Consider the following 20792-nt stretch of genomic DNA (forward strand, 5'->3'; position numbering starts at 1 on the left):
GGGTCGAACGCAAAGGGCCGACACGCGATGGCGTGCCGGCCCTTTAGCTCGTCTGACGCTGCGCCCTTGAATCAGCGCTGGTCGTCGCGCGCGTCGATGGTCTTTCGGTAGCCGTCGATGAACGGCTGCTCGGCCTTGTCGATACGGTCCATGTTGGCCACTACGCGGTGCCAGTAGGGGTACTGCGGCGCCGGGCGGGTGGCGGCTTCGATACGCGCGATCTCGTCGTCGCTCAACGTCATCTCGGCGGCGGCCAGGTCATCCTTCAGGTGCTCTTCGCTGCGCGCGCCGACCAGCAGCGACGTCACGCCAGGACGATCCTTCAGCCACGCCAGGCACGTGCGGGGAATCGAGGCGCCGTGAGCCTCGCCGATCTCGGCCAGCAGCTCGATGATGTCGTAGGCGCGCTCCATGTCGTGCACGTAGGGCTCGGGCCAGCCGTTGCCCTGACGGGTGCCTTCCGGCGCCTTCTGGCCGCGACGCACCTTGCCGTTGAACAAGCCCTCGCCCAGCGGCGCCCAGACGAGCGTACCGATGTTCTGGTCGATCGCCAGCGGCATCAGCTCGTACTCCGCCTCGCGCGACTCCGGGGTGTAGTAGATCTGCTGACTGATCGGGCTCACCAGATTGTGAAGCTCCGCCTTGCCCAGCGTCTTCATCATCTGCCAGCCGGTGAAGTTGGAGGTGCCGTAGTAGCGAATCTTGCCGCTCTGCACCAGGTGATCCAGCGCGTAGAGCATCTCCTCGACCGGCGTCACGCCGTCCCAGTTGTGCATCTGGTAAAGGTCGATATGGTCAGTGTTCAGCCGCTTCAGGCTCGCCTCGCAGGCGTTGATCAAATGATAGCGCGAGAAGCCGCTATGGTTGGGGTTGTCGCCCAACGGGCTTCGCGCCTTGGAAGCGAGAATTATGTCCTGGCGCTTGTCGCCCAGCGCCTTTCCGACGATCTCTTCGGCTTCGCCCATGGAGTAGAGATCGGCGGTGTCGATCATGTTGACCCCGGCGTCCAACGCCAGGTCGATCTGGCGCTTGGCACCGCTGACATCGACGCTGGCGGCCTTTTCGAAGCCGCCGCTACCGCCGAAGGGCACGGTACCCAGCACGATTTCCGACACCAGCAGGCCGGAGTTTCCCAACGGACGATATTTCATTCTGCACATCCTTGTTGAACGAAAGTAGTAGTGTCTTGCGGTACGCCTTCAGCCTAGGAGATGCGCCGGTGATGTCAACGCGGCCCTCTTCGATGGTCAAAATTCAACTTAATAAACGCCAGTAACAGTGTTAATACTGTCAAAAGCGAGCTCAAGGGCGCCGGTCGAGCGACCCGGGCGAACATACAATATCCAAAGGAGCTGGAATGACCGTTTCTCGTATCTCGTTACCCGCTGGAGTAGCGCTGCTGACGCTGTGCCCGGCCGCGCTGGCCGCGCCCTTCACGCTGACGATCTACCACACCAACGACCTGCACGGGCGCACCGACAGCTACCCGCAGCTGGTCACGGCGCTTTCGCAGGCGCGAAGTGAGCACGGCGAGGGCCTGCTGCTCGATGCCGGCGATATCTTCTCCGGCACGCTCTACTTCAACGCGTTTCAAGGGTTGGACGCCGTCGAATTCATGAACCTGATGGGTTATGACGCCTTCGTGCCCGGCAACCATGAGTTCGACCTGAACGACCCGGAAAACGGCCATCAGGCGCTGGCGGCACTCTTCGAGGCCGCGGACTTTCCTGTTCTGGGCGCGAACCTCGACTTCTCCGCCGCGCCGGAGTTCGCTGGGCTGCTGGGTGAATCGATCAGCGATACCCCCGAGCCTGGCCATCTGTATGACGGCGTTATTCTCGAGCAGGGCGGCGAGCGCATCGGTGTGTTCGGGCTCAGCACCCCGTCGAGCGAAGACGTCTCGAGCCCGGGCAACGTCACCATTAGCGACTACCGCGCGGCGGCCGAAGAGGTGGTCGCGGCGTTCGAAACCCAAGGCATCAACAAGATCGTCGCGCTGACGCACCTGGGCTATGACAGCGACCCGAGTGTGGGCAACGACCTGCTGCTCGCTCAGCACGTCGAGGGCATCGACGTGATCATTGGCGGCCACAGCCATACCCGGCTCGAGTCGCCGGTCATCGTCGATGAAAACGACCTTGGCGAGCCCAAGGCGGCGCCTACGGTGATCGGTCAGGCGAACGAATACGGCAAGTACCTGGGCGTAATGCAGGTCACCTTCGATGACGACGGCGTGGTAACCGGGGCCACCGGCGAGCTGCTGGCGGCGGAGGATTTCGAGCCGGATGTGGATGCCGCCGCGATGCTCACACCTTATACCGAACGCATCGAGGAACTGCGCGATGCGGAGGTGGGCGTGACGCTCGACACGGCACTCCCCAACCCGCGCCACGGAAACGGCGACGAACAGAGCGTGCGCGCCGACGAGACGGCGCTGGGTAACCTGATCGCGGATGGACAGCTCGCCGCCGCCCGCCAGGTGGACCCGGCAACCGTGCTGGCGCTGCAAAACGGCGGCGGCGTGCGCGAGCCAATCCCCGCAGGCCCCGTCACCGTGGGCGAGCTGATCGCCGTGCAGCCCTTCGGCAACCGCCTGACGCTGATGGACGTGACCGGCGCCGAGCTTCTGGAAACCTTCGAGATCGCGCTGGCAAGTGCCCCGCAAGAGAGCGGCGCCTTTCTGCAGGTTTCCCAGGGCACCGAGGTGATCTACGACAGCTCCAGGCCTGCCGGATCGCGGGTGGTGAGCCTGAAAGTGATCGAGAACGGTGCGCTTACCGACATCGACCCGGCGCGCACCTACGTGATCGCCACCAACAACTTCACCGCCGCCGGCGGCGATAGCCACACGGCGCTCGAAGCCGCTTACGACGATGATCGTAGCCATATCGCCGGCAACACCGATTGGGAGATGCTGCGCGATTACCTGGTGGAACAGGGCGAGGTCGCGCCCCGGGTAGAAGGGCGCATCGTCGATGTGGCACGGGAGTGAGTGTTTGCCGGCCCGCTAGTCGGTGCGCTTTCCGCTTTCGCGATTGAACGGGTGCAGGGCGCTGCGGGCCACATAAAAGCGCAGCGTCTCACCCTCCTTCACCGGGGGGGAGCCTGAACCGGTGCGGATCACCGTGGGCTGCTCGCTTTCCAGTAGGTGCACGTAAAGATGGCTCTCGGCACCGGCGGCCTCGAAAAGCTCCAGGGTGGCGTCGATAGCCAGGTGCGGTATATCGGGTGGGGTCAGGCGCATGTCGTCCGGGCGGATGCCGACCACGTCGGTGCCCGCAGGCAAGTCCTCGAGCAGGCCGTCCATGCTGCGCGCGGCCAGATACTCGACGGGTAGCATGTTCATCGCCGGCGAGCCGATGAAGCCGGCCACGAACATGCTCGCCGGGCGGGCGTAGATCTCCATCGGCGTGCCCACCTGCTCGATCCTTCCGGCGTTTAGCACCACCAGCCGGTCGCCCAGGGTCATCGCCTCGAGCTGGTCGTGGGTCACGTAGAGGCTGGTGGTCTTCAAGCGCCGCTGAAGCTTTCGGATCTCGACGCGCATCTGCACGCGCAGCTTGGCGTCCAGGTTCGATAGCGGCTCGTCGAACAAAAACGCCGCCGGCTCGCGCACCAGCGCCCGGCCCATGGCCACCCGCTGGCGTTGGCCGCCGGAGAGCTGGCGCGGCTTGCGGGTAAGGAACTCCTCGATTTCGAGCATCTTCGCCGCCTTGCGAACGCGCTCCTCGATCTCGAGCTTCTTGAAACCGCGGTTCTTGAGCCCGTAGGCGAGGTTGTTGTACACCGTCATGTGCGGGTAGAGCGCGTAGTTCTGAAACACCATGGCGATGTCGCGCTCGGCGGGCTCTAACGTGTTGACCACCCGGTCGCCGATCTTGAGCGTGCCCTCGGAAATCGTCTCGAGCCCCGCCACCATGCGCAGCAGCGTGGATTTACCGCAGCCAGAAGGCCCCACCAGCACCACGAACTCGCCGTCTTCGATGGCAAGGTCGATCCCTTTCACCGCCTGCACGTTGCCGGAGTAGGTTTTCTTCAGCCCTTCGAGGGTAATGCTGGCCATCTTATTTCTCCGTCTCGGTCAGGCCTTTCACGAACAGTTTCTGCATCAATAGCACCACCATCACCGGCGGTATCATCGCCAGCATCACCGTGGCCATGATCAAATTCCACGCCGGCACCCGGTCGGACGAGGCCATCAGCCGCTTGATGCCGAGCACCACGGTGTAGAAGTCCTCGTCGGTGGTGATCAAAAGCGGCCACAGGTACTGCACCCAGCCGTAGATGAACATGATCACGAAGAGCGCGGCGATATTGGTGATCGACACCGGAAGCAAAATGTCCTTGAAGAACTTCATGGGTCCTGCGCCATCGACCCGGCTCGCCTCCATCAGCTCCTCGGGCACGGTCATGAAGAACTGGCGAAACAGAAAGGTCGCCGTGGCCGAGGCGATCAAGGGCAGCGTCAGCCCGGCGTAGGAGTTGAGCAAGCCAAGGTCCGCCACCACCGCGTAAGTAGGGATGATGCGCACCTCCACCGGCAGCATCAGCGTGATGAAGATGATCCAGAACGCCAGCAGGCGAAAGCGAAAGCGAAAGTAGACGATGGCGAAGGCCGAGAGAATCGAGATCGCGATCTTGCCGATGGCAATCGTCAGCGCCATGATCGTCGAGTTGGCGAGCATCAGCCAAAGCGGCGGCGCGCCGGCGACCCGCCAGCCGGAGCCGAGCATCTGCGCGTAGGTATCCCACAGTTTGTCGCCGGGGGTGAGCGGCAGCACCCCGCGCACGAAGGCGCCGGCGTCGTGGGTCGAGGCGATGAACGCGACATACACCGGAAACGCCACCACCAGCACGCCGGCAATCAACACCACGTGGGTCAGAATGTTCAAGTAGGGTCTGTTTTCGACCATGGTTAAGACCTTTGCGTGCTAGTAGTTGACCCGGCGTTCCACGTAGCGGAACTGCACGAAGGTCAGAAGGATCACGATGCCCATCAACAGCACCGACTGGGCCGAGGAGGAGCCGATGTTGAGCCCCGCTACGCCATCGGTGTAGACCTTGTAGACCAGCGTCATGGTCGCCTGGCCCGGCCCGCCGGCGGTGGTGGCGTCGATCACCCCGAAGGTGTCGAACATCACGTAGTTGATGTTGATGATCAGCAAAAAGAAGGTGGTGGGTGACAGCAGCGGAAAGACGATGCTCCAGAAGCGCTTGAAGGGCGTGGCGCCGTCGATGGCGGCGGCCTCGATCAGCGATTTGGGTACCGACTGGAGCCCGGCGAGAAAGAACAGAAAATTGTAGGAGATCTGCTTCCAGGCCGCGGCGATAGTGATCAGCACCATCGCCTGGCTGCCGGAGACCCGGTGGTTCCAGTGGATGCCGAACCAGTCGAGTACGTGGGGCAAAAGCCCGATGGTCGGGTTGAACAGAAACCACCACAGCACCCCGGCCACCACCGGCGCCACCGCGTAGGGCCAGACCAGCAGCGTGGTGTAGAACTTCGCGCTTCTCAGCACCCGGTTGACGCACACCGCAAGCAAAAGCGCCAATCCCATGGAAAGCACCGTGACCGAGATGGCGAAGATCGCCGTGCGCCCCAGGGCGTTCAGGTAGCTCGGGTCACTCAGAATGCGCGCGTAGTTCGAAAGCCCCACGAAGGTGGTCTTGAAGCCGAAGGCGTCGGTGCGCTCGAAGCTCGACTTCACCGCTTGGCTCGCCGGCCAGATGAAGAACACCAGCGTAATGGCAAGCTGTGGCGCCAATAACCAATAGGGAAGCCACCGATTCTGATAGGTGGAGCGCTTGGTTTGCATGATCGATCCTGTGTGGCGAAGGCCCGGAAAAGCCGTCCCCTGAGCCCGCCCTTGAAAGCGAAAAGCCAGGCGCAGGGGAGGGCTCTCACGACCAACCCCGGCCAAGGCCGGGGTTGGTCGAAAGTGTCAGCGCTTAGTTATTGGCCGACTCGAAATCGCGCAGGATCTGGTTGCCGCGGCGCGCCGCGTCATCCAGCGCTTCTTGCCCGCTCTTGTCGCCCGCCAGCACCGCCTGGAACTCCTCGTCGAGCACCATGCGCACCTGCGGGTAGTTGCCAAAGCGCAGACCCTTGGAGTTTTCGGTGGGCTCGTTGAGGTTGATCTGCTCGATGGCGAGATCCGCGCCCGGGTTCTCCTCGTAGTAACCCTGCTCCTGGCTCAGCTCATAGGCGGCGGTGGTGATCGGCAGGTACCCGGTCTCCTGGTGCCACTCGGCCTGAACCTCGGGCAGCGACAAGAACTCGAGGAATTCCGCGACGCCGGCGTATTCGTCCTCGTCGTGACCTGCGAGCACCCACAGGGTCGCGCCGCCGATGATCGAGTTCTGCGGGGCGCCTTCGACGTCCTCATAGTAAGGCAGCATGCCGAAACCGACCTCGAAGTCGGAGTTGGCCAGTACGTCGGCGCGCGAGGCCGAGGAGTTCATGTACATCGCGCAGTCGCCGGCGTAGAACGAGGGTGCCGCGTCCGGGCCGTTGGCGGGGCCGGCGTAGCGGTAGACGCCGCTGTCACTCCACTCCTTGAGCTGATCCCAGAAGCGCGCCTGCACCTCGCCGTTGAAGACGAACTCGGTGTCCATGCCGCCAAAGCCGTTCTCTCTAGTGCCGATCGGCTGATTGTGCAGCGCCGAGAAGTTTTCCAGACCAATCCAGTTGGCCGCGTAAGCCATGGTGAAGCCACAGGACGCCGCGCCTTCATCGACGATCTGTTGGCCCATCTCGCCCATTTCCGCCCAGCTGGTCGGCGGCGTCTCCGGGTCGAGCCCGGCGGCCTCGAAGGCGTCCTTGTTGTAGTAGAGGATCGGCGTCGAGGAGTTGAACGGCATCGAGAGCATGTTGCCATCGGTGTCGGTGTAGTAGCCGGTCACGACGGGCAGGTAGTCGTCAGGGTCGAAGGTGTTGCCGTGGGCCTCCATCAGCTCGAACACCGGGTAGATGGCGCCGCGGGCGGCCATCATGGTGCCGGTGCCGACTTCGTAGATCTGCACGAGGTGGGGCTGCTCGCCGGCGCGGAAGGCGGCAATGGTGTTGACCATGGTCGCTTCGTACTCGCCCCGGTAGGAGGGCACGACCCGGTACTCGTCCTGGGTGGCGTTGAACTCTTCGGCCAGGCCGACCAGGCGCTCGCCGAGCTCGCCGCCCATGGAGTGCCACCAGCTGATCTCGGTCGCTGCCTGGGCGGAAACGCCAAAAGTGGCCGCCGCGATACCGACGGATAACGCGCGTAACGTGAAACGAGACATACATCACTCCTTTTGAGCCCGGACGAGCCAGGCGGCGCAGTACGTTTATTGAGGTTCTTGGGTGCACTGAACAGTAGTGAGTCTAGATGACAAATTGATGAACGCTAAGCGTCAAAAGACGTGAGGGCATGCCACTTTGGCAGTAGGCGCCTGGTCCCAAGCGGTGCTAGGGTGGGCAAAACCGATCCATCGAGACACGCCATGACGAATGCAGAATCGCTTCTTTCACAGCTTATCGCCTTCGATACTACCTCGCGTGGCTCCAACCTCGCACTGATCGAGTTCGTCGAGAGCTATCTTGCCGACTACGGCGTCGCCTCGGAGCGGGTGATGAGCCCCTGCGGCACCAAGGCGAATTTGATCGCGCGTATCGGCCCGGAGGCGCCGGGTGGAGTGATGCTCTCCGGCCATACCGACGTGGTGCCGGTCGAGGGCCAGCCCTGGTCGACGGACCCGTTCACGCTTCACGACGGCGGCGACGGCCGGCTTTATGGCCGGGGCAGCTGCGACATGAAGGGCTTCATCGCCTGCGCGCTCGCCCTGGTGCCCGAGTGGGTCAAGGCACCGCTCGCCCAGCCCATCTATTTCGGCTTCTCCTATGACGAGGAGATCGGCTGCGTCGGCGCGCCGGACTTGATCAAGCGCTTTTACGAGCACTACTCCACCACGGCTCATGTGATCGTCGGCGAGCCGACCTTGATGCAGCCGGTGGTGGCGCAAAAAGGCGCGACCAACCTGCGTACCACCGTGACCGGGGTCGAGGCGCACAGTAGCCAGGTCAACCAGGGCACCTCGGCGATCCACGTCGCCGCAAGGCTCGTCACTTTCATCGAGGACACCATGGCTGAGCTGGTGGAAGAGGGCCGGGTGGACGAGGCCTTCAACGTGCCCCACACCAGCCTTCACGTGGGCAGGATCAAGGGCGGCACGGCGATCAACATCATGGCCCGCGAATGCACCTTCGAGTGGGAGATTCGCCACCTGCCGACCGACACCTTCGACGAGGTGTTCGCCCGCTTCACGCAGTACGCCGATTCGCTCAAGGCCGAGCTTGCAGCGCGCGGCAAACGCGTCGAGATCGACACCGAGGCGCTCAACGTCACCGTGCCGGGACTTGCCGATCGCGACAACGCCGCCGTGCTGCGCCTGGCGAAGGATCACCTGCCCGATGAGTGCTGCAACCACGCGGTGGCCTACGCCACCGAGGCTGGCCAGTTCCAGGGCCAGGGGCTTCAAACGATCATCCTCGGCCCCGGCAGCATCGCTCAGGCCCACCAGCCGGACGAGTACATCGAGAAGAGCGAGCTTGAGGCGTGTGTGGATTTCATGACCCGGATGGGTAGGGCGCTGGAGGCGCCGTTCGAGGGGTAAAAGCTCAAACACTTGAGAAAGATGGGTGCGGTGCCGGGAAGCTCTACGCGAGGGCGCTGTGAATACTTCCTTGTACGCTACTTTCGCCATCCCTGGCGAAAGACCCTCGCTACGAGCTACCCGGCACAGCTGACAAGGTGGATAGGCTATAAACCACTAACAAAAACACCCGCCTTGAGCGTAATGCCAGTCAGTTAAGGTATCTGGCTACCCATTGAGCCTGGTTAGTCTACCGTGGGAGGCCGCTTCAGCGGGCGAATGGCACCGTCAGGTGCCTTGGCTTGGCCACCCGTCGCGAGCTGAAGCTCCCTCCCACAAGTACTATCCATGCTTAACTGAACGGCATTATGCCTTGAGCGGGTGTTTTTCACATACTGCCGAATAATACGCCTAGGGCGAGGAGTGCTCCTCATAAAGCTCCGCCTTGGCGTCGCGCATGACCTCCTCGCAGGCCTGCTGATGGGCAAGCTGGGTGATCAGACTTTGAGTGACTTCGAAGCCTTTCATCAGGCAGGTATCCACCTCGGCGAGGCTAATGGCAGGCGTTACGCGGCAGTCGATTCTGACCGTGCGGCCGCTGCCCTGAAGGCGGTCGGCGAATCGCCGCAGTCGCCAGGCAAGTCGTTCTTTCCATCGGGCCGCGTCTACCGCGCCCTCGTTTACGCTAAACGTGCACTGCCATTCCGGTCTGTATACCTTCATGCGAACCTCCGCTGCGTCTGGAAAGATGATTGGGTCGTGTGTCGTACTCCGTCTTTTTTGGCCATGTGACTCTGCTACTATACCCACATTGACCGCGACCGATACAGGAAAAAGGCCCGATACACCCGCGTTAATGGGGCCACCGCTATGACCTCTAGCCTGAAGACAAGTTGCCCCTGTGGCAGCGGCGCTGTGTACGAAACGTGCTGCGGCGTTTACCACCAGGGCGTGCCCGCGCTTACCCCCGAGGCGCTGATGCGCTCGCGCTATAGTGCCTTTGCACTCGATCTCGTCGATTACCTGAAAGCCACCTGGCACCCCAGTACCCGGCCTCAAGCGCTTTCACCCGACCCGGCCACGCAGTGGAAAAGGCTCGTTATCGAGAGCGCCCCGGCTCCCAAAGGCGAGCGCGGCACCGTCCACTTCAAGGCGTACTTTTTCGAGCGCGGCTGGCACGTGCTGGAAGAGGTCTCGCGCTTCGTAAATGAGTCTGGGCGCTGGTACTACCTGGACGGCGCCCCGCGCCTTGAAAAGCTCAAACCCGGACGCAACGAACGCTGCCTGTGCGGAAGCAATCGAAAATTCAAGGCGTGCTGCGGTGGCTGATGGCGAAGACGTAAAGGCGCCGTGGTATCTTTACCTGCTGGAGTGTCGGCGCGGCACTTACGCCGGTATTACCAACGACTTGACCCGGCGCTACCGCGCTCACTGTCAGGGCAAGGGGGCGCGCTATACCCGCGCCCACCCGCCCAGGGCGCTGCTCGGTGCGCAGCCCTTCGACAATCGCGCTGAAGCGAGTCGCGCCGAGTATCGACTCAAGCAAAAGCCCCCCGCCGAGAAGCGCCGTTGGGCGGCAAACTGGCCCTACCGGCTCGACGATCACCCCTTTCAAGGAGTCCCTGTCATGAAGACGTTCTTCTCCGAACAGAGCTTTCGCCGCCAGGCGGCCACCGAGCTTCACGGCAGCACGTTGGTGGCCCCTTATGAGACGCCCCGGCGCATGGAGATCGTGCTCGAGGCGATCGAGCGGGCGGGGCTTGGTGAAGTATGCGCTCCCGCCGACTATGGCCTCGAGCCCGTGAAGGCGGTGCACGACGCGGGCTACGTCGACTTCATCGCCCACTTCTGGCCGCGCTGGCAGGCCGAAGGCCACCCCGGCGAGGCGATCCCGAGCATCTGGCCGGCGCGCACATTGCGATCCGACCGTATTCCCCGTTCGCTGAACGGCCAGCTCGGCTACTACGCCCTGGCGGCGGAGACCTCGCTGTGCGAAGGCACGTTCGAAGCCGCGCTCGCCAGCAAGGACACCGCACTCGCCGCCCTCGATCACGTCCTCGAAACCAGTGAGCCGAGCTTTGGCCTCTGCCGCCCGCCGGGCCACCACGCGGCCACCGACCAGTTCGGCGGCTACTGCTTTTTCAACAACGCCGCCATCGCCGCCCAGCGCGCGCTGGATAAAGGCAAGAAGCGCGTGGCGGTGCTCGATGTCGACTTCCACCACGGCAACGGCACCCAGCAGATCTTCTATCGCCGCTCGGACGTCTTCTTCGCTTCGCTGCACGGCGACCCGGACGTCACCTTTCCCTACTACCTGGGCTACGCCGACGAAACCGGCGAAGGCGAGGGCGAAGGCTTCACCGCCAACTACCCGATGCCGCCGAAAACCCCGGTCAGCGTCTGGATGCAGGCGCTCGAGAAGGCGCTGGCCGAGATCGCGCGTACCGAGTGCGAGCTTTTGATCGTCTCGCTCGGCGTGGATATCTTCGAACACGATCCGATCAGCACCTTCACCTTCAAGCGAGATGACTTCGTGGCGCTGGGCGAGCGGCTGGCAAAGGCGGGGCTTCCAACTCTGTTTTTGATGGAAGGGGGCTATGCGGTGGACGAAATCGGTGCCAATGTGGTAAGCGTTCTGCAGGGTTTCGAGGCCAAGCGCGGCGCAAAGGCGTGACAGCGCGCGCCAATTCGGGCAGGCTAGCGCCTTTTACACACGGCAACGGTAAGGGGCAAGGAGTAAGCGCGTGGCGGTTTACGGCGGTATTCAGGTACACGAAGCGGAGCGTTGGCTGGACGCGCTGACCAACGCCGCGTTCGACCGGCGCTGCCCGCTTTCAAAAGTGCACGGCGGCAACGCCCGTGCCCGCACCGCCCGCCAGGATCTTTTGTGTCTTGCCAGCACCTTTCGCGGCGAGCAGGGCGAAAGCGCGCTCATCGCCGACAGCCTCAGCCGCTGGTGCCAGCACTACCTCACCGAAACCGAGTGGTACGTGCTGGTCAGCGGCAAGGCGCCCAGGCGCCGCCCCGACGCCGCGCCCACCCGCGAAAGCGAGCAGGAAACGCCGGAATTCATCGAGGCCCTTCTGCAGCATAAAGTGGGTTAATAACTGCCCGCTTAACGCCGCCTCCAGAGCGCTGTTACAATGTATGGATGAACAGTGTTCTCGCCGCGCCCGCCACCGCTTCTCTCGATGATCCGCTCTACTACCTGACGAATTTTCGTTACGTGCTCGCGTGGGTGGCCGAGCGCCACGGCGATCTGCTCGGCGCCGAAGAGGCCGCCTTTCTCGACGCTTTCGATACCCTTCCTCGCCCCTCCCAGGCGCTGCTTGCGCGCATGGTAATGCGCAAGGGCGAGCTCTTTCGCACCGACAAGCTCGACTACGCCGAGATCGGCGACCCCCACCAGGCGCTGGCGCCGCTTTTTGCAGCGGGGCTTGTCGAGCCCGCCCCGGCGCTCGGCGCCGCCGAGCTCGTGCATCATCTTCGGCTGCCCGAGCTCAAGCTGGCGCTGATTGATGCGATCCGCGCCGCGGGCCTGGGCGCCTCGCCTTCCAAGAAGACGCTGGTCGAGCACCTGGCGCCAACCCTCGATGCCGTTCAGCCGCTGGCCCACTGGTGGTGCGAGGCGCCGTTTGCCATCGTGCGCCTCACCGTCATGGCGGTCTGCGACCGGCTGCGGCTGATGTTCTTTGGCAATTTACGCCAGGACTGGGCGGAGTTCGTGCTCACAGAGCTTGGGCGGCAGCGCTTCGAGCCGGTAGTGCTCGCGCCGAACGCGCGAGCGTTTCAGCGCCACGACGAGGTCTCCACCTATTTGACGCTACACGGGCTGCGCGAGCGGCTTGGCGACGGCGAAGCGCCGGCAGCGCTATATGAGTTGGTCCCGCCGGCGGGCGACAACCGCTGGCTCGCCGCCCGGCGCAACCGCCTGCTGGTGAGCCTTGGTCGCGAGGCCGAGCGCGGCGGCGACACACCGCTTGCGCTTGCGTGCTATCAGCGCGCCGCCAGCGGCGACGCGCGTATCCGCGCGCTGCGCCTGCTCGAGCGCCTTGGCGAGCACCGCCGCGCGTTGGCACTCGCCGAAAACGCGCTCGCAGGCGCCCCGCGCGACAGCGAGCGCCAGGCGCTGGAGCGGCTGGTGCCGCGCCTGGCGCGGCGTTTGGGCGGGCCGCCGGTCAAGCGGGATCGGCGCGCATCCGCCCCCGAGCGAGTGCTGACGCTACCCGGCCCGCAGCCGGTAGAGCGGGCGGTGGCCGAGCATCTAAGCGCCCCAAGTGCCCCGGTCTATTACGTCGAGAACACGCTGATCACCGCGCTGTTCGGGCTGCTGCTCTGGCCGGCGCTGTTCAAACCGCTGCCCGGCGCCTTTTTTCACCCGTTTCACAGCGCCCCGGCGGATCTCTACCGCGAAGACTTCGTCGAGGCGCGCCGCGACGAGATCGACACCTGCCTCGCACTGCTCGACGACGGCACCCACGCCGGCGTCATTCGCGACGCCTTTCGCCAGAAGCACGGCACCGCCTCGGCGTTCGTCCACTGGGCCGCCCTCGACGAGACGCTGCTGGAGCTTGCATTGGCGTGTCTGCCCGCGGCGCACCTGCGCGCGCTGTTCGAGCGCCTGCTCGAGGATCTGCGCCACAACCGTGCGGGCTTTCCCGATCTGATCCAGTTCTTCCCCGACGAGTTGGGCACGCGCTATCGAATGATAGAGGTGAAAGGGCCTGGCGATCGGCTGCAGGACAACCAGCGCCGCTGGCTCGAGCACTTCGCGCGCCACGATATCCCCGTTGAGGTGTGCCACGTGCGCTGGCAATCGGCGCCGTGAACGAGTACCGGGTCGCGGTCAGAGCGCTTTGCGAGTTCACCGCCCGCCGGGGCGATCTCGACTACCGCTTTACCCCGGCGCCCAGCGCTCAGGAAGGTATCGCCGGGCATACGCTCGTCGCGAGCCGCCGGGGCGAGGACTATCTTGCCGAGCTGCCGCTTTCCGCCACCTTCGAGGGCTTGAAGATCACCGGCCGGGCGGACGGCTATGACCCCGCCGCGAACTGCCTCGAAGAGGTGAAGACCCACCGCGGCGATCTTTCGCGCATGGCACAGAACCAGCGCGCGCTGCACTGGGCTCAGGTGAAGGTGTACGGGGCGCTTCTGTGCGCCGAGCGCGCGCTTGCCCGCGTCACGCTTTCGCTGGTCTACTTCGAGATCAATAGCCAGAAGGAGACCCGCCTGAGCGAGACCTTCGAGGCCTTTGAGCTTCAGGCCTTCTTTCATGAGCAGTGCCGGCGCTTTATCGCCTGGGCGCGCCAGGAAGCCGCCCACCGCGAGGCGCGCGACACCGCGCTGGCGATACTTGCCTTCCCCCACGCGCGCTTTCGCCCCGGCCAGCGCGAACTCGCCGAAGACGTTTACCGCGCGGTGAGCACCGAGCGCTGCCTGCTCGCCCAAGCCCCCACCGGCATCGGCAAGACGCTCGCCACTTTGTTTCCCATGCTTACCGCCGTGCCGCGCAAGCGCCTGGACCGGGTGGCGTTTCTGACCATGAAAACCCCCGGGCGGCGGCTGGCGCTGGACGCCCTTCAAACCCTGCAGGCCTCGAGCGCGAAGCCGCTGCGCGTGGTCGAGCTGGTAGCGCGCAGCAAAGCCTGCGAATACCCGGAGCGCGCCTGCCACGGCGAGGCGTGCCCGCTGGCGGCGGGCTTTTATGATCGCCTGCCCGAGGCGCGGGCGGCCTGCGTGGCGCGCGGCTTTCTCGACCGCGCCGGGCTCAGAGACGTAGCGCTGGAACACGCTGTTTGCCCCTATTACCTTGGCCAGGAGATGGCGCGCTGGGCGGACGTGGTGGTGGGCGACGTCAATCACTGGTTCGACGCCCACGCGCTGCTTCACGGCCTGGCAGCGGTCGGCGATTGGCGGGTGGGGCTATTGATCGACGAGGCCCATAATCTGGTCGAACGGGCGCGGGGCATGTACAGCGCCGAGGTGTCGCAAATGCGTTTCAACCGGGCGAAAAAGGCCGCACCGGCGGCGCTGAAAAAGCCGCTGGAGCAGCTCGGCCGCCAGTGGAAGACGCTGTCAGACAAAGAGAGCGAAAAAAACACCGAGCCTGAACGCTACCAGCTGCTCGAGGAGCTGCCCGGCAAGCTCGTAGGCGCGCTCTACAAGGTGACAAGCGCCATCACCGAGTATCTGGGCGAGCACCCGGAGGCGGCGAGCCTGGAGCTTCAGGAGCTTCTGTTCGAGGCGCTGGCGTTCTGCCGGCTGGCGGAAACCTTCGGCGAGCACTCACTGTGCGACGTTACCCGCCATGGGCGAGGCCGTGCGGTGCTGGGGATTCGCAACGTCATTCCGGCGGATTTTCTCACCCCGCGCCTCGCCCGCGCCCAGAGCGCGGTGCTCTTTTCCGCAACGCTTACGCCGCCGCGCTACTACCGCGACCTGCTCGGCCTGCCCGCCAATACCGTGTGGCGCGAGGTCGACTCGCCCTTTGCCGCCCACCAGCTCAGGGTAACGATTGCCCGGCATATCTCGACGCGCTACCGCGACCGGGAGCGCTCGATCGCGCCCATCGTCGATACCATCGCCCGCCAGTACCGCGAGATGCCCGGCCACTATCTGGCGTTTTTCAGCAGTTTCGCCTATCTCGAGGCGGCGTTTGCGCGCTTTCAGACCGAGTGGCCGGAGATCCCCGCCTTCGCCCAGACCCGCGCCATGGCGGAGGCCGAGCGGGAGGCGTTTCTGGCCCGCTTCACCCCCGGCGGGCGCGGCGTGGGCTTTGCCGTACTCGGCGGCGCCTTTGGCGAAGGGGTGGACCTGCCCGGCGACCGGCTGATCGGTGCGTTCATCGCCACGCTCGGCCTGGCGCCGTTCAACGCCTTCAACGAGGCGCTCAAGGCGCGCCTCGAGACTCGTTTCGGCGAAGGCGAGGCCTACACCTACCGCATTCCGGGCATGATCAAGGTCGTTCAGGCCGCAGGACGGGTGATCCGAAGCCCTGAGGACGAAGGCGTGGTGGTCTTGATGGACGATCGCTTCGACCAGCCGGCCAATCGCAAGCTTCTGCCGAGCTGGTGGGCGCTTTAAGCCGAAAGCGCCGAGAAGGCCAGCCCGATCACGCTGACCGCGATCAGCACCGCGCCCAGGACGCGGAAAAACAGCACCGTATCGGCCTTCATTAGATACTGGTGGGCCCGCTCGCCCATCAGGTGGCCAACGAGCGCGCAGGGGAACAGCCAAAGCTGGTGAACGAGCTGCAGATCGACCCCGGCAACGATGAACGAGGCCATCTTGATCACCACCAGGATGAACCAGAGCACGAACATCGTATCGCGCAGCTGCTCTTTCGCCACGTGGGCGGCGAACACGGCAACGATCAGGGGCGCGCCGATCAACGAGGTGCCGCTGACGTAACCGCCGAGCCCCAGCAGCGCAATATCCACGTAGCGGTGCTGGCTGGTGAAGGGCTTGTTGAGTACGTAGCTCACGGCGTAGACGATCACGATGACGAAGATGATGTTGGTCATGAGCGAGGCCGGCAGGGTCAAAAGCCCGACCACGCCGACGAGTTTGGGCACGATCATGATCTTCAGCGCCTTTTTGAGATAGCGCCAGTCGATGTTGCTTTGGGCGGTGGTCGTATCCGCCTTGAGCTGGCGGTTGCCCTGCCAGGCGATCCAGCTCGAGAAGATCAAAAGATGGATGGCGATGATCGGCAGAAACACCAGCGGATCGTCGTGCACCAGCAGCAGAAAGGGGAGTGCGAGCACCGCGCCGCCAAAGCCCAGGCTCGTGCGCACGAAGCCGCTCCAGGCAAAGATCAGCCCGATCAGCGCGTACTGGTACCAGAGAAGATCCGCCATCGACTCTTGTTCCTCGCTCCAACAAACGTTAAAGAGCGCCGCTGGCGGACGTTTTTTCCCCGGCGGCGGCTATGCTGGTACAAGCCTATCAACAATCCGCCGCGAAGGAACGCCGTTTACTACGGCCACGCGAGCCTGCCGACACAGTGGAACGTGTGACTCATGACAGCCAAAAAACCGATCAGCTTTTTCGTTCACCATCAGGGCCGCGGCCACGCCCGTCGCGCCATGGCGATCATCCGCCACTTCTCGAAAGAGCGCCCGGTCAGCGTGATGACCGCCGACCCGTCGCTGTTCGACGGCTTCGAGCGCGACATCGACCTGGTGGCGCTGCCCAACATGATCGGTGCCGCGGTGCCGACCATGGCGCTTTTCGACCAGCCCACGCCGCCTTCGATGCACTGCGTGCCGATGGGCGTGGCCGAGATGCGCCAGACCATGCGGCGTATTCTCGATCATCTCGACGATATCGACGCCGGACTGTTCGTGATCGACGTCTCCGCGGAGCTTGCGCTTTTGTCGCGCATCGCCAGCGTCCCGGCGGTGAGCATTCGCATGCACGGCGACCGTAACGACCCGGGCCACCTGGGCGCTTACGAGGCGAGTGTCGGGATGCTTGCACCCTTCGATGAGCGCCTGGAGCAAGCGGACTACCCGGCGCACCTGCGTGAGAAGACCTTCTACAGCGGCGGACTGTGTACCACCACGGCCAGCGTGCCGAGCCGTGAAGAGGCCCGCGCGCGGCTCGGGCTCGACCCGAACCGCGAAATCGTCGTCGCGCTGACCGGCGGCGGCGGGGCGGGCACGCCCTACGCGCCGCTCACCGTGGCCGCCCGCGCCGCGCCGGACACACTCTTCATCACCATCGGCCCGCTGCACCTGGAGGGCCACGAAACCGACTTCGCCAACCTGGTCAACTGCGGCTGGGTGGAGAACGTGGTGGAGTATCTCGCCGCCAGCGACATCGTGCTCGCCTCCGCTGGCGACAACACGGTGCACGAGATCGCCATGCTGAAACGCCCCTATATCGTCGCGCCGGAGTGGCGCTACTTCGGCGAGCAGGTGCGCAAGGCCGAGCGGTTGGCCGAACTCGGGGCGGCAGTGAACATGCCGGTATGGCCGGGGGACTTCGCCGGCTGGCAGGCGGTGCTGGAGAAGGCGCGCGGGCTCGATGTCGAGCGTCTAACCACGCTGTTCGACGCGCACGCAGCGCGCCGCGCCGCCGAGTGGCTGGAAGCCTGCGCCGACCGGCTCTGGGAAAGCGAGCCCACCGCCGCCGCGCTCAATGCCAACGCCGTGGACGCGGCGCTGGCGCAGGCCGCCAACCGCTAACCAAAGCGCGCGCTCTCGGGCAGGCGCGCGCGCTCGATGTCATCCCGCGTCGGGTAGCGAAGAATCTCGATGTTCGCTGCCGTCCTTGACCAGCGAATCGCCCCGGCCTTTTCGAACTGATCCAACCAGTACTCCATGCACCAGCGCCCCCAGCGCTCGTGAAAGCGCCGGGCGTTGGCGATGATCGCCTCGAAGTGCGGCCAGGGCGGCGCGTAGACCGCGTGATGCTGGTGCCAGGCAAGCGCCCCGCCGACCCAGAAAAGCGCCACGCCGGCCTTTTCGAGCCGCCAGGCGTAGTCGGTCTCCTCGCCGCCGTAGCCCACGTAGCCCTCGTCCATGCCGCCGGCGCGGCGGTGGTCCGCCTTCATCAGCGCAAACGAAAGCCCCCACAGGTTGCCGTGGTCCGACTCCGGGCGTAGTTCGTCCTCGTTGATCCTTGGGCGCGCCGGGTGGCGCTCGCCCGCTGCGTAGAGCGCCTCGAGATCGAGCGCGCCGCTCTCGAGGCGTGCCACCGCGCCGGCGGCCAGGTAGTGCACCTCGCCGATATAGAGCGCGGCGCGCTGCATCAGCGCCTGGCGGTAGCGCTCGATGAGCGTGGGTGAGGCGATGCAGTCCACGTCGAGAAACACCAGGGCCTCGAAGGATGCCGCCTCGACCGCAGCGTTGCGGGCGCGGGCGAGCGGCAGCGCCTCACCCTCGACGAACACGTGACGCACGGGAAAGCCGACCTCGGGCAGGTTCACATGCGCCGTCGGCTGCATCCAGGCGATCACCAGCTCGTCCGGCGGGCGGGTCTGGGTGTCGAGGCTTTGCATCAGGTTGACCAGGTGCTCGCGGCGCCCGCGCACGAGGGTAAGTGCGCTGATCTTCACGAGGCGATGTCCTTGGCCGCAGGCGTCGGCGAGCGGCCCTGGAAGTGCTGCACGCCCTCGATCACCCCTTGGGCGTGAGAGGCGCGGGCGACGTAGACATGACTCATGCCCGGCGCCTGGGCCAGGCCGTCGCTGTAGTTGGCCACCAGGATCGAGCATTTCGAGGCGCGCAGCATGTCCAGGTCGTTGCCGGAATCCCCCGCCACGTAGAGTGCCGCTTCGTCGACCCCGAGATGCGCGCGCACGTGCGCGACCGCCCGGCCCTTGGAGGCGGTTTCGGGCAGGATGTCGACGTAGCGCCCGTGGCTGTGGACCACGGTGCAGCGCAGCCCGCGCTGCTGGAGGTGGCGGGTCAGGCGCAGGGTGATGTCGTCGCTGTCGTCACTCAGGAAACTGAGCTTGTGGCGGCGCTGCTCGAGCGGCCCCTGGGGCGTGATGGCATCGAACTCGCTAAGCGCCTCGCTGAGCGCCTCGCGCTGCCAGCGGCGGTCGAGGGTGGCACGCCAGGCGGTGTCTTGTCGGTAAGTGACGCCGTCGTCATTGAGGTAGTGAATCTCGGTGCCCACCGAGGAGATGATCAGCGGCGGGTAGGGAATGCCCGCCTGGGAGAGAATGGCCAGGGCGCTGTGGAAGCTTCGCCCGGTGGCCACGCCGAAGCCCAGCCTTTTCTGCTCGGCGAACCAGGTGTTGAACGCCAGCACGCCCACTGGCGAGCCGGTCAGGGTATTGTCGATATCGCAGATCAGAAGCGCCGTGACTCCCTCGAGGATGGAGCGCCGGGGCGGGCGCAGCAGGCGGGCCACGAGGTCGTGGTAGCGCTCGGCGTGGCGCTGCCAGTCGAAGGCCAGCACCGCCCGGCGGCCGTTGTCCGCCATGGCCTGCCAGCGCGCCGGGTCGTCGAGCAGCGCAAGCGCCGCCCGGGCAATGTCATCGGGGCGCCGGGGGTTGACCAGCACGCCGTTGGCGCACTGCTCGATGATGTCGTTGGGTCCACCGCTGTCGGTGGCGATCAGCGGAAGTCCTGCCGCGGCGGCCTCCAGCAGCGTCAGGCCGAAGGGCTCGTTGAGCGCCGGATTGACGAAGATACCGCGGCGCTCGCGCGCCCAGGCGTACAGCGCCTTGATATCCTCCGGCGCGTGGTGCTTGGGGTAGGCGACATGGCCGTAAAGATCGAAATCGTCGATCAGGGTCAGGAGTTCGTGCAGGTTGTCGGCAAGCTCGGATTCGAGATCGTCGATATGCTCGCGCACCCCGGCAACGATCACCAGGTTCGCTTTTTCCCGCAATGCAGCGCTTTCGCCGAAGGCGCGCACCAGGGTGGCGAGGTTCTTGCGCGTCACCGGCCGGGCAATGGCGATCAGCGCGGGCTTGTCCGGGTCGATCAGAAAGGGGGCGAGCAGCGCATCGACCGCCGGGGTCGAGCGGGCGGTCTCGAACTCATCGAGATGGCTGCCCGGGGCGATCACGCGGATTTTGCCCGGCGCGTAGTGGTCGTAGTCGGCGTACTGGCTTTCGGCCTCGTCGCGGGAGCTCGCGATGATCAGCGCCGCCTCGCGAATCGTGCGCTCTTCGAACGTGATACGCCGCGAAAGCGCATCAAGCGTGGGCGAGTCCAGCGTCGCGCCTTCGTGTTCCAGGCATTTTTGCTTGCTGCGACCCAGCGAGTGGGCAGTGAACACGAAGGGAATGCCGCGTCGCGCCTTGATCTCGGCGGCAACCTCGCCGGCGTCGGCGTAGTGGGCGTGAATGATCGCGGGTGGTGCTCGCAGCGCGTCGAGCCAGGTCGTGAGCGCGTCGGTGAAAGAGGGCAGCTCTCGCCAGAGCGCTTCCTTGCAAAGGTAGTCGGGACTTTCGCTTGGCAGGCGGATCAACTCGATGCCAGGCGCGATCTGCTCGGCGCCCGGGCCGTAGTCGATCTCGCTGAACTGGCAGGTAAAGGCGCGGGTGACTAACGTTAGTCGTGTAACGGCCGGGTCGCGGGCGGAGGCTTCGACCAGCTCCAGCAGGTAGCGGATGTGCCCGCCGGTATCCGCGGTAATGCCATATTCGACGTCATGGCCGCGCAGGCAACCCTGTAACGCAATATGTACGATATGCATGT

General features: G+C 64.9%; 17 protein-coding genes and 1 pseudogene. 9 read left to right on the plus strand and 9 right to left on the minus strand.

Going from position 1 to position 20792, the window contains the following annotated elements:
* Nucleotides 1-71: 71 nt before the first annotated feature.
* Nucleotides 72-1151 (minus strand): aldo/keto reductase, encoded by a 1080-nt coding sequence (locus ACGK9R_RS00815; protein ID WP_394577661.1) that lies wholly within the window; start codon nt 1149-1151, stop codon nt 72-74.
* A 206-nt stretch (nt 1152-1357) separates the two neighbouring features.
* Here ACGK9R_RS00815 and ACGK9R_RS00820 point away from each other — a divergent pair, with 206 nt between their 5' ends.
* Nucleotides 1358-2992: a bifunctional metallophosphatase/5'-nucleotidase gene (locus ACGK9R_RS00820; protein ID WP_394577662.1), complete on the plus strand. Its 1635-nt coding sequence runs from the start codon at nt 1358-1360 to the stop codon at nt 2990-2992.
* A 15-nt stretch (nt 2993-3007) separates the two neighbouring features.
* On the opposite strand, the gene ACGK9R_RS00825 is transcribed toward ACGK9R_RS00820, so the two are convergent.
* The 4 genes from ACGK9R_RS00825 to ugpB all read right to left on the minus strand — a co-directional run bounded on the left by ACGK9R_RS00825 (nt 3008) and on the right by ugpB (nt 7278).
* Nucleotides 3008-4063 (minus strand): sn-glycerol-3-phosphate import ATP-binding protein UgpC, encoded by a 1056-nt coding sequence (locus ACGK9R_RS00825; protein ID WP_394577663.1) that lies wholly within the window; start codon nt 4061-4063, stop codon nt 3008-3010.
* A gap of 1 nt (nt 4064) precedes the next feature.
* Nucleotides 4065-4913, minus strand: coding sequence for a sn-glycerol-3-phosphate ABC transporter permease UgpE (gene ugpE, locus ACGK9R_RS00830; RefSeq protein ID WP_394577664.1), 849 nt, complete (start codon nt 4911-4913; stop codon nt 4065-4067).
* Nucleotides 4914-4931: 18 nt separating this feature from the next.
* Complete coding sequence (ugpA, locus tag ACGK9R_RS00835) at nt 4932-5816, minus strand: sn-glycerol-3-phosphate ABC transporter permease UgpA (RefSeq protein WP_394577665.1); 885 nt, start codon at nt 5814-5816, stop codon at nt 4932-4934.
* A 133-nt stretch (nt 5817-5949) separates the two neighbouring features.
* Nucleotides 5950-7278 (minus strand): sn-glycerol-3-phosphate ABC transporter substrate-binding protein UgpB, encoded by a 1329-nt coding sequence (gene ugpB / locus ACGK9R_RS00840; protein ID WP_394577666.1) that lies wholly within the window; start codon nt 7276-7278, stop codon nt 5950-5952.
* 201 nt (nt 7279-7479) lie between these two features.
* Here ugpB and argE point away from each other — a divergent pair, with 201 nt between their 5' ends.
* Entirely contained in the window at nt 7480-8649 is a 1170-nt protein-coding gene (argE, locus tag ACGK9R_RS00845; protein ID WP_394577667.1) for an acetylornithine deacetylase, read from the plus strand.
* 390 nt (nt 8650-9039) lie between these two features.
* Here argE and ACGK9R_RS00850 read toward each other — a convergent pair whose 3' ends face one another.
* Nucleotides 9040-9351 (minus strand): hypothetical protein, encoded by a 312-nt coding sequence (locus ACGK9R_RS00850; protein ID WP_394577668.1) that lies wholly within the window; start codon nt 9349-9351, stop codon nt 9040-9042.
* Between the two features lie 147 nt (nt 9352-9498).
* Between ACGK9R_RS00850 and ACGK9R_RS00855 the strand changes: the two genes are divergently transcribed.
* The 6 genes and pseudogenes from ACGK9R_RS00855 to ACGK9R_RS00880 all read left to right on the plus strand — a co-directional run bounded on the left by ACGK9R_RS00855 (nt 9499) and on the right by ACGK9R_RS00880 (nt 15711).
* Nucleotides 9499-9957, plus strand: coding sequence for a YchJ family protein (locus ACGK9R_RS00855; protein WP_394577669.1), 459 nt, complete (start codon nt 9499-9501; stop codon nt 9955-9957).
* Nucleotides 9950-10165, plus strand: a pseudogene (locus tag ACGK9R_RS00860) (GIY-YIG nuclease family protein); the annotation flags it as partial. The gene ACGK9R_RS00855 and the pseudogene ACGK9R_RS00860, both read left to right, overlap by 8 nt.
* 90 nt (nt 10166-10255) lie before the next feature.
* Nucleotides 10256-11302, plus strand: coding sequence for a histone deacetylase family protein (locus ACGK9R_RS00865; RefSeq protein ID WP_394578548.1), 1047 nt, complete (start codon nt 10256-10258; stop codon nt 11300-11302).
* 70 nt (nt 11303-11372) lie between these two features.
* Nucleotides 11373-11732 (plus strand): hypothetical protein, encoded by a 360-nt coding sequence (locus ACGK9R_RS00870; protein ID WP_394577670.1) that lies wholly within the window; start codon nt 11373-11375, stop codon nt 11730-11732.
* Nucleotides 11733-11779: 47 nt separating this feature from the next.
* Nucleotides 11780-13456 carry a VRR-NUC domain-containing protein gene (locus tag ACGK9R_RS00875; RefSeq protein ID WP_394577671.1) on the plus strand — a complete coding sequence of 559 codons (1677 nt, stop codon included), beginning with the start codon at nt 11780-11782 and terminating at the stop codon, nt 13454-13456.
* Nucleotides 13426-15711: an ATP-dependent DNA helicase gene (locus ACGK9R_RS00880; protein ID WP_394577672.1), complete on the plus strand. Its 2286-nt coding sequence runs from the start codon at nt 13426-13428 to the stop codon at nt 15709-15711. The genes ACGK9R_RS00875 and ACGK9R_RS00880 overlap by 31 nt, the downstream gene beginning before the upstream one ends.
* Here the strand turns inward: ACGK9R_RS00880 and ACGK9R_RS00885 are convergent.
* Nucleotides 15708-16487, minus strand: coding sequence for a TSUP family transporter (locus ACGK9R_RS00885; protein WP_394577674.1), 780 nt, complete (start codon nt 16485-16487; stop codon nt 15708-15710). The two genes, ACGK9R_RS00880 and ACGK9R_RS00885, sit on opposite strands and share 4 nt — an antisense overlap.
* A 162-nt stretch (nt 16488-16649) precedes the next feature.
* On the opposite strand from ACGK9R_RS00885, the gene ACGK9R_RS00890 reads away from it, so the two are divergent.
* Nucleotides 16650-17819, plus strand: coding sequence for a glycosyltransferase (locus ACGK9R_RS00890; protein WP_394577675.1), 1170 nt, complete (start codon nt 16650-16652; stop codon nt 17817-17819).
* On the opposite strand, the gene ACGK9R_RS00895 is transcribed toward ACGK9R_RS00890, so the two are convergent.
* Both ACGK9R_RS00895 and ACGK9R_RS00900 read right to left on the minus strand, forming a co-directional pair.
* Nucleotides 17816-18691, minus strand: a complete 876-nt coding sequence (locus ACGK9R_RS00895) for a glycosyltransferase family 2 protein (protein ID WP_394577676.1) — start codon at nt 18689-18691, stop codon at nt 17816-17818. The genes ACGK9R_RS00890 and ACGK9R_RS00895 overlap by 4 nt on opposite strands.
* Nucleotides 18688-20790: an HAD-IIB family hydrolase gene (locus ACGK9R_RS00900; RefSeq protein ID WP_394577678.1), complete on the minus strand. Its 2103-nt coding sequence runs from the start codon at nt 20788-20790 to the stop codon at nt 18688-18690. The genes ACGK9R_RS00895 and ACGK9R_RS00900 overlap by 4 nt, the downstream gene beginning before the upstream one ends.
* Nucleotides 20791-20792 lie beyond the last annotated feature (2 nt).

The organism is Halomonas sp. HNIBRBA4712 (assembly GCF_043558675.1).
Classification (GTDB): Bacteria; Pseudomonadota; Gammaproteobacteria; order Pseudomonadales; family Halomonadaceae; genus Vreelandella.

Excerpts from the sequence above, each read along its gene's own strand:
- ACGK9R_RS00825 (WP_394577663.1), bottom strand. The coding sequence starts at position 4,063 with ATGGCCAGCATTACCCTCGAAGGGCTGAAGAAAACCTACTCCGGCAAC.
- ugpB (WP_394577666.1), bottom strand. The coding sequence starts at position 7,278 with ATGTCTCGTTTCACGTTACGCGCGTTATCCGTCGGTATCGCGGCGGCC.
- ugpE (WP_394577664.1), bottom strand. The coding sequence starts at position 4,913 with ATGGTCGAAAACAGACCCTACTTGAACATTCTGACCCACGTGGTGTTG.
- ACGK9R_RS00885 (WP_394577674.1), bottom strand. The coding sequence starts at position 16,487 with ATGGCGGATCTTCTCTGGTACCAGTACGCGCTGATCGGGCTGATCTTT.
- ACGK9R_RS00865 (WP_394578548.1), top strand. The coding sequence starts at position 10,256 with ATGAAGACGTTCTTCTCCGAACAGAGCTTTCGCCGCCAGGCGGCCACC.
- ACGK9R_RS00855 (WP_394577669.1), top strand. The coding sequence starts at position 9,499 with ATGACCTCTAGCCTGAAGACAAGTTGCCCCTGTGGCAGCGGCGCTGTG.
- ACGK9R_RS00850 (WP_394577668.1), bottom strand. The coding sequence starts at position 9,351 with ATGAAGGTATACAGACCGGAATGGCAGTGCACGTTTAGCGTAAACGAG.
- ugpA (WP_394577665.1), bottom strand. The coding sequence starts at position 5,816 with ATGCAAACCAAGCGCTCCACCTATCAGAATCGGTGGCTTCCCTATTGG.
- ACGK9R_RS00875 (WP_394577671.1), top strand. The coding sequence starts at position 11,780 with ATGAACAGTGTTCTCGCCGCGCCCGCCACCGCTTCTCTCGATGATCCG.
- ACGK9R_RS00900 (WP_394577678.1), bottom strand. The coding sequence starts at position 20,790 with ATGCATATCGTACATATTGCGTTACAGGGTTGCCTGCGCGGCCATGAC.
- ACGK9R_RS00815 (WP_394577661.1), bottom strand. The coding sequence starts at position 1,151 with ATGAAATATCGTCCGTTGGGAAACTCCGGCCTGCTGGTGTCGGAAATC.
- ACGK9R_RS00820 (WP_394577662.1), top strand. The coding sequence starts at position 1,358 with ATGACCGTTTCTCGTATCTCGTTACCCGCTGGAGTAGCGCTGCTGACG.
- argE (WP_394577667.1), top strand. The coding sequence starts at position 7,480 with ATGACGAATGCAGAATCGCTTCTTTCACAGCTTATCGCCTTCGATACT.
- ACGK9R_RS00890 (WP_394577675.1), top strand. The coding sequence starts at position 16,650 with ATGACAGCCAAAAAACCGATCAGCTTTTTCGTTCACCATCAGGGCCGC.